Origin of the sequence: Desulfovibrio sp., from assembly GCF_034006445.1 — a bacterium.
GTDB lineage: Bacteria > Desulfobacterota > Desulfovibrionia > Desulfovibrionales > Desulfovibrionaceae > Desulfovibrio.
Genome location: NZ_JAVESS010000028.1, coordinates 17591 through 27603 on the forward strand (window position 1 = coordinate 17591; position 10013 = coordinate 27603).

General features: G+C 59.0%; 10 protein-coding genes. 7 read left to right on the plus strand and 3 right to left on the minus strand.

All coding sequences use genetic code 11. The annotated features are described in order from the left end of the window. The first annotated feature begins 101 nt into the window (after nucleotides 1-101). The 4 genes from RBR41_RS13700 (at nucleotide 102) to RBR41_RS13715 (ending at nucleotide 3499) form a co-directional block, all read left to right on the plus strand. A complete protein-coding gene (locus RBR41_RS13700) occupies nucleotides 102-728 on the plus strand; it encodes a PadR family transcriptional regulator (RefSeq protein ID WP_320353222.1) in 627 nt (208 codons plus the stop codon). A 323-nt stretch (nucleotides 729-1051) separates the two neighbouring features. Further along, entirely contained in the window at nucleotides 1052-1177 is a 126-nt protein-coding gene (locus tag RBR41_RS13705; protein ID WP_320353223.1) for a hypothetical protein, read from the plus strand. Between the two features lie 204 nt (nucleotides 1178-1381). Next, the gene (locus RBR41_RS13710) at nucleotides 1382-2167 is read left to right on the plus strand and encodes an acyl-CoA dehydratase activase (protein WP_320353224.1); all 786 of its coding nucleotides are present in this window, start codon (nucleotides 1382-1384) and stop codon (nucleotides 2165-2167) included. Between the two features lie 192 nt (nucleotides 2168-2359). Next, nucleotides 2360-3499, plus strand: coding sequence for a double-cubane-cluster-containing anaerobic reductase (locus RBR41_RS13715; protein ID WP_320353225.1), 1140 nt, complete (start codon nucleotides 2360-2362; stop codon nucleotides 3497-3499). A gap of 602 nt (nucleotides 3500-4101) precedes the next feature. Here the strand turns inward: RBR41_RS13715 and rfbC are convergent. The 3 genes from rfbC to rfbB are packed head-to-tail and all read right to left on the minus strand — an operon-like array spanning nucleotide 4102 to nucleotide 6649. Then, complete coding sequence (rfbC, locus tag RBR41_RS13720; protein WP_320353226.1) at nucleotides 4102-4650, minus strand: dTDP-4-dehydrorhamnose 3,5-epimerase; 549 nt, start codon at nucleotides 4648-4650, stop codon at nucleotides 4102-4104. Beyond that, on the minus strand, nucleotides 4641-5534 hold the full coding sequence (rfbA, locus tag RBR41_RS13725; protein ID WP_320353228.1) for a glucose-1-phosphate thymidylyltransferase RfbA: 894 nt from the start codon (nucleotides 5532-5534) through the stop codon (nucleotides 4641-4643). The genes rfbC and rfbA overlap by 10 nt, the downstream gene beginning before the upstream one ends. Next, entirely contained in the window at nucleotides 5531-6649 is a 1119-nt protein-coding gene (gene rfbB, locus RBR41_RS13730) for a dTDP-glucose 4,6-dehydratase (RefSeq protein WP_320353229.1), read from the minus strand. The genes rfbA and rfbB overlap by 4 nt, the downstream gene beginning before the upstream one ends. A 204-nt stretch (nucleotides 6650-6853) precedes the next feature. On the opposite strand from rfbB, the gene hchA reads away from it, so the two are divergent. The 3 genes from hchA (at nucleotide 6854) to RBR41_RS13745 (ending at nucleotide 9225) form a co-directional block, all read left to right on the plus strand. Further along, nucleotides 6854-7705, plus strand: a complete 852-nt coding sequence (gene hchA / locus RBR41_RS13735) for a glyoxalase III HchA (RefSeq protein ID WP_320353230.1) — start codon at nucleotides 6854-6856, stop codon at nucleotides 7703-7705. Further along, entirely contained in the window at nucleotides 7705-8427 is a 723-nt protein-coding gene (locus RBR41_RS13740) for a PA1136 family autoinducer-binding transcriptional regulator (protein WP_320353232.1), read from the plus strand. Before hchA ends, RBR41_RS13740 begins: the two co-directional genes overlap by 1 nt. A 213-nt stretch (nucleotides 8428-8640) precedes the next feature. Continuing rightward, a complete protein-coding gene (locus tag RBR41_RS13745; RefSeq protein ID WP_320353233.1) occupies nucleotides 8641-9225 on the plus strand; it encodes an oxidoreductase in 585 nt (194 codons plus the stop codon). The last annotated feature ends 788 nt before the right edge of the window (nucleotides 9226-10013 follow it).

The following is a 10013-nucleotide window of genomic DNA, read 5'->3' on the forward strand; positions in this document are numbered from 1 at the left end:
CTAGGATATCTTCGGGAGCGGCGCTTTCTCCGAGGCGTCCGGCGGCGGACTGCTGCCGCGCACACCTGCCCCGCATGGGGAACAACAGTCACGGAACACGCATGAATCCAATGAACGAACGCAAGCCACTGCCCCATCCCGGCAAGAAAGATGACGCAGACATGGCAGCCCCGCAGGATTTTTCGGTTCAGGGTGAAAGCCCCTTCGAGGGCTGCGCCTGCACGGGCAAAAACCTCGTGAGGCTGGTGCGCCCCGCCATCCTGACGGTGCTGGCCGAAGAAAATCTGCACGGCTATCGCATTCTTGAGCGCCTGGCTGGTATGGCCATGTTTCACGATCAGCCGCCGGACCCGGCGGGCATCTACCGCGTGCTCAAGAGCATGGAGCAGGAGGGCCTCGTGCACTGCGCCTGGGATCTGCAAGGCAGCGGCCCGGCCCGCAGGCAGTATGCCCTTGCGGCCAGGGGGCGCTCCTGCCTTGAACAGTGGCTGGGCACCCTTGAAGACTATTTCGCCTCCGTTGGCGAGCTTGTAAATGACATACGGCGGGTGCTGGATACCTCGCCGGGAGCAGAGCCGGGAGCAGAGCCTAAAGCAGCGCGGGGCAACTGCGCCTCTGCAGTTCTGCCTGTGGGCCAGCCCGGTTCGGCGTCGGGCAAGCCGTGCTGCTGCGCGTCCGCGCCGCAAAGCGCGCCAATTGACAGTTCTGGTTCTTTTGGGGATAGTTGAATATCAGGAACGCTTTTCAGGTATACCCATGTGTGGCTGCCTGCCGGGGCTTGCACGGTCTGGCCCGGACTAACCAGAACTGCCCGGCCCAGCTGGCCTATTTGACCCAACGGGCCCATTGGAAAGGTCAGGCCCATTGTGGCAGGCCATTATGCAGGCCCAGTGCGGCACGCCATCGGCCAGGCCCATTGTGGCAGGCCATTATGCAGGCCCATTGTGACAGGCCATTATGCAGGCCCAGTGCGGCACGCCGCTTTCACGGGCACAGGCTGACGCCGTCGGCGACAGGTGCAAAAAACGGCTCTGATACCTCTGGAGAATGTATGCAAACACAGGTGCTGACGCGCGCACGGGGGGCGGTTGAATACACGCCTTCGGCCCTTTGCGGCCTGTGCGCGGCGTGCGCGTCCTGTGACGGCCGGAGCCTGACGCGCTCCGGCATGACCTGAGTTTTGGCGCTGTGGGGCAGGTTGTCCCGCCTGAATTTCTGAACAGCGCCAGAGTATTTTATCAGAAGGCGGTTCAGAAATTCCGCCGGTTCTTCTCCTTCACAGCGCAACCCCGCCATCAGCGGGGCTTTTTTTGGCCCTTACGCCAATTGCGCCCGCGCGCGGGCACTGCGTTGAACGCGCGTTGCGCACAGGAGAAAAACAATGCTTTCAGCCGGAATAGACGTAGGCTCTGTGGCCGCCAAGGCCGTAATCTTTGACTCTGCCACCCGATCCGTGGCTGGCAGCGCCCTGCTGCCTACGGGGTGGAACACCCGCGAGGCTGGCGAGGCGGTTCTGGACGCCGCCTGTCGTGAGGCAGGCGCAGGCCGTCATGACCTCGGGCAGGTCGTGGCCACTGGCTACGGGCGCATCGCCCTGCCCTTTGCGCAAAAAACCGTTACTGAAATCACCTGTCACGCCAAAGGGGCCTCATGGCTTTTCCCCGGCTCCGGCGTTGTGCTCGACATCGGCGGGCAGGACAGCAAGGCCATCAGCCTGGATGAACACGGCGGCGTGCGCGACTTTGTCATGAATGACAAATGCGCCGCAGGCACAGGGCGTTTTTTGCAGGTGCTGGCTGGCATCCTCGGCATGCCTCTGGACGAACTGGGGCAAACCGCCGCCAATGGTACGCCGGTGCCCATTTCAAGCATGTGCGCCGTCTTTGCGGAAACGGAAATTGTTGGTCTTCTGGCGCAGGGTACCCCGCCCGCCGATCTGGCGGCCGGGGTTTTTGTGTCCATAGCCAGACGCATGCGGGGCCTTGCCCGCCGCATCGCCTTTACCGGCCAGTGCGTGTTCACAGGTGGCCTGGCCACCAGCCCGGCCTTTTGCGGTTTTCTTGCCCAGGAACTCGACATGCCCGTGCAGGTTCCGGAGCAGCCGCAACTGGTGGGAGCGCTGGGCGCGGCCCTGTTGGCAGCCCAAAGGCTTGAACGGAAAAAGTAAAAACACTGATTAAAGGGCCTCTTGGAAACGCGCAGTTGTTTCGTTTGGCAAGGCGCGATCTTTTTTCAGGCAGGAGTGGGCTCTTCCGTCCTCGACTGTTTCAAAAAAAATGAAGCAAGGCCGCCAAACGGAATACAGCAGCGTTTCCTAAAGAATATTCCGGCCGCTCAAGGCCAAAACAAAGGAGCAATCATGAAGTGCGCCAGTTTTGACAAGATCACCACGGCTTTTGAAAAAAACGTGCTCAACCTTACGGAAGCCAAAGAAAAGGGCAAAAAGGTCGTCGGGCAGTTCTGCCTGTACTCGCCTTCAGAAATCGCGCTGGCCGCCGGGGCCATTCCGGTTTCTCTCTGCGGCACCAAGAACGACTCCATCCCGGCGGCGGAAGAAATCCTGCCCCGCTCCCTCTGCCCCCTCATCAAGAGCAGCTTCGGCTTTGCCCTCAAGGACAGCTGCCCCTATCTGGCCGCCGCCGACATCGTGGTGGCCGACACCACCTGTGACGGCAAGAAAAAAATGTATGAACTGCTAGCGCCCTACAAGCCCATAGCACTCCTGCAATTGCCGCAGATTCAGGACAATGACGCGCTGAACTACTGGCGCAACCAGTTTGAGGGCCTTGTACGCCGCCTTGAGCAGGAATTTGGCGTGGAGATCAGCGATGCAAAGCTGCGCGACGCCATCAGGCTCATGAACCGCGAACGCCTGGCCCTCAAGGCCGTCATGGATCTGGCCCAGCGCAAGCCCTCGCCTGTCACCGGCGTGGAACTGGTGGAGATCGCCTTCAAAACGTCCTTCTTTCCCGACAAGGAAGTGGGCATCGCCATGCTGGAAGACCTGGCGGAAGAAATGGGCCGACTGGCCGACGAGGGCCAGGGCGCAACCAGCCCCGAGGCCCCGCGCATTCTGCTGACCGGCGTTCCGGTGGGCCTCGGTTCGCACAAGGTGGTGCGCCTCATTGAAGAATGCGGCGGCAGCGTCGTCTGCCTGGACAACTGCTCGGCCTACAAAAAGACCCGCGTCATGATGGAAGAAGACGGCGACCCGCTGACCGTCATGGCCCGCCGCTACCTTGACGTGCCCTGCGCCGTCATGTCGCCCAACCCCAATCGCTACGACGCCCTGCGCCAGATGGCGTCCGACTTTTCTGTGGACGCCGTGGTGGATCTGACCTGGCAGGGATGCCAGACCTATGCCGTGGAAGCCTGGACCCTGAAAAAATTTGTGCAGAATGACCTGGGCCTGCCCTACCTTCAGGTGGAAACCGACTACTCCGAAACCGATACCGAACAGCTCAAGGTGCGCGTCGAAGCCTTCTTGGAAATGCTGTAGGCCGCCAGAGCTTTTTCAGTTTGAAAGACTTTGTGGGGGAGGGACCCTTTTAGCCCAGATTAACTTTGAAATGTAAAGCATTTCAAAGTTGTCATTCTGCCGGAAATGCGATTTCCGGCAGAACCCACGCCACGTTGTGGCGCGCCGCACTCTCGTGCAGCGTTATAGCATCTAACTTTTTTCAAAGTTAGATGCTATAAAAAGGGTCTCCTCCCCCACGCCCCCTCCCCCTAAAACTCTTGGACAGCACTGTCACGAGCGCCTTTCCTGGTATTTCTGCGTCGAACTTCGCCTTTTATTCCGGTCGAGTACCATCAGAGTACACTCCCTGCATAAAGGCTCGTTCTCCTTGATATAACTGAAAATTCATCTCGTGACGGCCCTGTCTCGTGTATTTTGATAGTGTACAAAGTGTTTTTTACTCTTGGACAGGGATTCTGGAGGCCGCGCCTTTCAGGCATCACACCATCTCAAAGCCACCCTGCTCTGGATTTTCGTTTTTATGGCGGCGGCAGTACACGCAAAAAAGCTCCCCACCGAAATGGGGAGCTTCTCGTTTGCCGCAAGCGTATCAGATGATGCCCTGGCAATAGCGCTACAGCCTATTTTGCCCCAAGCCCCGCCTGAAATTCCCGCCACGAGGGCGCTACCGTATCCTTTTGCGACAGCACGGGGCATTCCACCGGCCAGACAACGCCAAGGTCAGGGTCATTCCAGCGAATGGCCCCTTCGTCCTGGGGGCAGTAATATTCCGTACACTTATAGTGAAAATGGGCGTATTCGCTGGTGACCACAAAGCCGTGCGCCAACCCCGGCGGCACCCACAACTGCCACTGGTTGTCCTGCGTCAGTTCAACGCCGTACCACTGGCCAAAGCTGGGCGACCCCGCGCGGATGTCCACAGCCACATCAAACACACTGCCTGAGGAGACATGCACCAGCTTGCCCTGGGGCCGTGTTTTTTGAAAATGCAGGCCACGCAAAATGCCGTAGGCGGATCGGGAATGGTTGTCCTGCACAAAGGGCAGATCAATGCCAGCAGCGGCGTACCTCTCCTGCTGCCAGGTTTCCACAAAATATCCGCGGGCATCGCCCCACACCTTGGGTTTGATGAGCAGCACGCCCCCCAGGGGGGTTTTGACTACTTCCACTGTCCTATCCCCGTATCTACAAGATCCAGCAAATATTGCCCGTAACCTGTCTTGGCCATGGGCCGCGCCAGGGCGCGCACGTCCTCGGAGGAAATATAGCCATTGCGCCAGGCGATCTCTTCCAGGCAGGCCACCTTGAGCCCCTGACGGTTTTCCACCGCCTGCACAAAGGCCCCCGCATCCATGAGCGAATCGTGGGTGCCCGTATCCAGCCAGGCTATGCCGCGCCCCACAAGCTCCACATGCAAGTCGCCACGGGCTAGATAGGCATTGTTGACGTCGGTAATTTCCAGTTCGCCGCGCGCCGACGGGCGCACAGCGCGGGCAATGTCCACCACGTCGCTGTCATAGAAATAGAGTCCCGTGACCGCAAAATTGGACTTGGGCTTCAGAGGCTTTTCTTCAATGCTCACTACACGGCGGTTTTCGTCAAATTCCACCACACCATACCGTTGCGGATCGCGCACATGATAGCCGAAAATGGTCGCGCCGCTCTCGCGCGCCATGGCCTCATGGGTGAGAACGGGCATGCCATGGCCGAAAAAGACGTTGTCGCCAAGCACAAGGCAGGTATTGTGCCCGGCAATATGGTCTTCAGTCAGCAGGAAGGCCTGCGCCAGCCCTTCGGGGCGCGGCTGCTCAACATAGTGTATGGAGCAGCCCCACTGTGAGCCGTCACGCAGCAATGCCCGATACAGGTGAAGATGCTCTGGCGTTGAGATGAGGCAGATGTCGCGGATGCCCGCCATGAGCAGGGTGGCCAGCGGATAGTAAATCATGGGCTTGTCGTAAATGGGCATGAGCTGCTTGCTCACGCTGAGGGTCAGGGGATAGAGGCGCGAGCCAGACCCCCCGGCCAGAATGATGCCTTTCCACTGGTTCATCGCGTTCCTCCTGTTGCGGCGGTGCGCTGCCCGTAATTGATGGCAAGCCAGTCCCTGTACGCGCCGCTGCGCACATGGTCTACCCAGGGCCTGTTGGCAAGATACCATGCAACCGTTTCTTTCAGGCCGCTCTCGAATGCGTGCACCGGCTTCCAGCCCAGTTCTTTTTCTATTCTGGAGCAGTCGATGGCGTAGCGAAAATCGTGGCCCGGCCTGTCCGTCACAAAGGTTATGAGATCGGCATACCCGCCCTGGCCCAGAGGAACCAGTTCGTCCAGAATGGCGCAGACCGCGCGCACCACCTCAAGATTTGTGCGCTCGGCGTGGCCGCCGATATTGTAGCACCGGCCAACAGCGCCCGATTCAAGCACGCGGGCTATGGCGGCGCAATGGTCTTCCACATGCAGCCAGTCGCGGATATTGGCTCCCTTGCCGTACACGGGCAGGGGCTTGCCTTCAAGCGCGTTGAGAATCATCAGCGGAATAAGCTTTTCAGGGAACTGGCGCGGCCCGTAATTGTTGGAGCAGTTGGTCAGCAGCACCGGCAAGCCATAGGTTTCGTGAAAGGCGCGCACCATATGGTCGCTGGCAGCCTTGGAGGCTGAATACGGGCTGTTGGGGCTGTAGGGCGTGGCCTCGGTAAACGCCGGGTCGCCTGGCTGCAGAGCGCCATAGACCTCATCCGTGGACACGTGCAGAAAGCGAAATTTCTCCGCCCTCTGGGCGGGCAGGGCGCGCCACCAGTCCTTGACCACGCGCAGAAGGGACGCCGTGCCCAGCACATTGGTGCGCACAAAGGCGTCCGGGTCCACAATGGAGCGATCCACGTGGCTTTCAGCCGCAAAATTGACCACAGCGTCCGGCGTGTGTGTCTGGAGCAGAAAAGCCACCAGTTCTTCATTGCCGATGTCGCCGCGCACCAGGATATGATCCGGGTCGCCTGCCAGCGAAGACAGGTTGGCCGGATTGCCTGCATAGGTGAGCTTGTCGAGATTGATGACGCGGATTCCGGCGCGGCGGGCCTCAAGCACATAGGCCGAGCCAATGAACCCGGCACCGCCGGTTACCAGTTGGCAGGGCACGGGCACATCTTTTTGATCTGAAAAATTCTTCATTACAGCTTCAAGCCCCCAAAAGAGTTCGAATAGAAAACCCGAAGGTTTTTGCAGACTAGCAAAATGTGCAAAGGCATGGCAACAGGGTAAAAAACTGCGCCGCGCCCCGGTGCATGAAGCGCAGCACTGCGGAAATCCCTCATTGCACCAGGCTACCCGTCATGACATGCTCGAAACATCAACGAACAACTCATGGAGTTTGCTATGACATATCAAAATGTTTCCGACAAACAGCCGCAACCCGATCCTGCGGAAAAGGACGCGTTCTTTCCTTCAGGCTATTCACTGAGTCAGTTCACCTCGCCAAAGTCCGATCTGGGCGGCGCCGACTACCCTGCCCCCTACAAGGGCGCAAAAAAAATCCTGATGATAGGCGCTGACGAGCGTTATCTTCTGACCGACAACGGCACGTTCTTCTCCACCGGCAACCACCCGGTGGAAACCCTGCTGCCCATGTACCATCTCCACAAGGCCGGTTTTGCCTTTGACGTGGCCACCCTGTCGGGAAATCCCGTCAAGTTCGAATACTGGGCCATGCCTTCTGAAGACCAGGAAGTGCAGGGCTTCTTCGCCAAATACCACCCGCAGTTCAAGCAGCCCCTGACGCTGTCGACGACCATTGCCCAGGGTCTGGACAACTACGCCGCCATCTTCATTCCCGGTGGCCACGGCGCGCTCATCGACATTCCAAAGAACAAGGATGTGGGCGCGGCCCTGAAATGGGCGGCTGCCAACAACACGTTCGTCATCTCCCTGTGCCACGGCCCTGCGGCCTTTCTCGCTGTTGGCCACAGCGACATGTACCGCGGCTACAAGATTTGCGCCTTCCCCGACGTGATTGACGCCATGCTCCCCGATATCGGGTACACACCAGGCCATCTGACCTGGAAATTTGGCGAAAAGCTCAAAGCCCTCGGCTTTGAGATCATCAACGGAGATGCCATTTCCGGCACGGTACACAGGGATCGCAACCTGCTCACCGGCGACAGCCCGCTGGCAGCCAACGCCCTCGGCAAGCTCGCGGCGCAGACGCTGCTCAAGGAAGTCACCGCCTGATGCTGGAAAAGGTCATGCTGGAAGCGGCATTTAGAAGCGCCCTCGTCATCGAGGGCGCCACTACCCTTTCCGTGATCAAAAACGAGATTCGCGCGTTCAGCGCTCCCCTCGGCTATGACCGTTTTGTGCTCTTCTCGGCATCCGCTGGCCGGGACGATACGGTCGAAAGCATTTATTGGGTCGAGGGCAACTGGTTCGGCGCTCATGAGCCGGTTGACGCCGTGACCTATGTGCGGCGCTGCCCGGTGACGCGGCACATTCTGGAAGCCCGCGAGCCATTCTTTTGGTCCAAGACCAGGAGCACGGAGGGCGAATGCTACCGCGTCGTGCGTACCCCTCAGGGCGAAGGGGTTCACGGCCTGCAGGTGCCCGTGTTCGGCCCGCAGGGGCTGGAGGGGGCCATGAGCTTTGGCGGGGAGCACATCGACGCTTCCCCGCAGGTTCGGCTCGCGTTGAAGCTTATTGCTGAAGCGGCCTTTCTCGCGGCGCGCAGACTGCTGGAATCCCCCCCTGCTGATGCAGTCGGCACGCTGTCAGACCGTGAGCGCGAGGTGCTGGCCTGGACAGCCGCAGGGCGGCGGCAGGGCGAGATCGCCGTGACCCTTGGCCTTTCCGAACGCACGGTAGAAAACCATCTGCGCCGCATACGCAAACGCCTGGGCGTCGTGACAACGGCGCAGGCCATCCGGGTGGCGATCCGCAATGGCGAGATCGTCGCGTGACGCCGTCCATTGCGTGACGCCGTCCGTCGCGGGAGTCAGGCGTCGCGGGAGTCAGGCGGCCAGGCCAAGCAAATGTTTCGGCCAAATACATCGCGTGTACACCACATGCGCACGGCACGTGAGTGATCACCGCCCCCCCGCGCACAGCGAGCCTGAGGAGGCTGACATGAAACTTCTTCTTGTGGGAGCCACTGGCCTGGTCGGGAACAGGTTTTGAGCCAGGCGCTTGACGACCCGCGCGTCCACACGCTGGTGACGCCCACACGTCGCCCCCTGGCCATAACCCATGACAAACTGGTCGCACCAATCGTGCGCTTTGACGATCTGCCGGCAAACGCCGACTGGTGGCAGGCCGACGCTGCCATCTGCACGCTGGGCACGACAATCAAAAAGGCCGGTTCCCGGGAAAAGTTCCGCGAGGTGGACCATGACTATCCCCTCGCCGTGGCCCGACTCGCCAGAATGCACGGCACCCCGAGTTTCGCCATCGTCTCCGCCATGGGGGCGAACCCCAATTCCCTTTTCTTCTATTCACGGGTAAAGGGAGAACTGGAAGCCGACTTGACGGCGCTGCTCTTTCCCTCGCTCACACTGGTGCGCCCGGCGCTCATCGGCGGCCACAGGAAAGAGCGCCGCCCTGCCGAACAAATGGCCATGAAGGTGCTGCAACTGCTCAATCCGCTGATTCCAAAGTCTTTGCGCATCAATGCCAGCGCAACCATTGCGCGGGCTCTTCTTGATGCTGCCCTTCAAGGCCGGACGGGCATCAGGGTGATCACATCCGCGCAAATGTCGTAAGCAGCCCATCCGACGAACTGGCGGCCCCGCTGACCCCGGCGGCCCGCTGCCCCCGGCGGCCCTGTGGGCGTACATTAGAGAAGCTTCAGCTTGAAATGCTTTGTGGGGGAGGGACCCTTTTGCAAAAGGGTCCCTCCCCCACACCCCCTCCCCCTGAAACTCTTGTTTTCTCAGTGAGGCGGGGTTCCAGAAAGAGCGGCTTCCACGCGGCACAGCATTTTAAGGTTTATCTGCTCTACCCATTTTCAGCCTGTGTTGGGCATGGTGCGAAAAAAACAAAAAAGGGGTACCTGTACATCAGATAACCCCGAAAAATGGTGGAGAAGAAGGGATTTACCCCCCGACCCCCGCCTTGCAAAGACGCATTTTACATTATTTCAATTTTACGCCATAACTTTCTGAAATATCACAAAATTATCCACTGACAGTTCAAAAGACCACTCAAGGCGTCATCAGGGGCCACATTACATTAGAGGGCGTTATTTACTCCGACTGCCGGGTAGCTACAATGGCCTTGCAGAGCGTGGCTGGCAAAAAAATTTTCGTGTTGAACACGATAACAGCGAATTTGCGAACACGCATCCCCACAGTAATGGCTTGGAACCTTTGAGCCTTTGCAAAAAATCGATTTGTGCGAGCCTGCGGGCATAAAATGCTTTCCCCAAATGAAGAAGTATGGTTTCACCTTAACCACAGCAATTCATACTGTTTTACTATTTTTTGATGGATCTTGAAATAAAAAGGTGCTCCATGATATGCTATAATAATAAAAGAAGTTTAAATTATAC